At 49.8% G+C, this 233-nt stretch carries 1 rRNA gene; it reads left to right on the forward strand.

The features are described from left to right. Nucleotides 1–41 precede the first annotated feature (41 nt). Nucleotides 42–233: ribosomal RNA gene (locus WFK81_RS30825) — 16S ribosomal RNA — on the forward strand; the annotation flags it as partial.

The following is a 233-nucleotide window of genomic DNA, read 5'->3' on the forward strand; positions in this document are numbered from 1 at the left end:
ACGGAAAAGCGATAAAACAAGTAATGAGCAAGTCAAACACTTTAATGGAGAGTTTGATCCTGGCTCAGGACGAACGCTGGCGGCGTGCCTAATACATGCAAGTCGAGCGGATCTTACCTTCAGGTAAGGTTAGCGGCGGACGGGTGAGTAACACGTGGGTAACCTGCCCATAAGACCGGGATAACATTCGGAAACGAATGCTAATACCGGATACGCGAATCGGTCGCATGATC

Source organism: Paenibacillus sp. MMO-177 (genome assembly GCF_037147795.1).
Taxonomy (GTDB): domain Bacteria; phylum Bacillota; class Bacilli; order Paenibacillales; family Paenibacillaceae; genus Pristimantibacillus.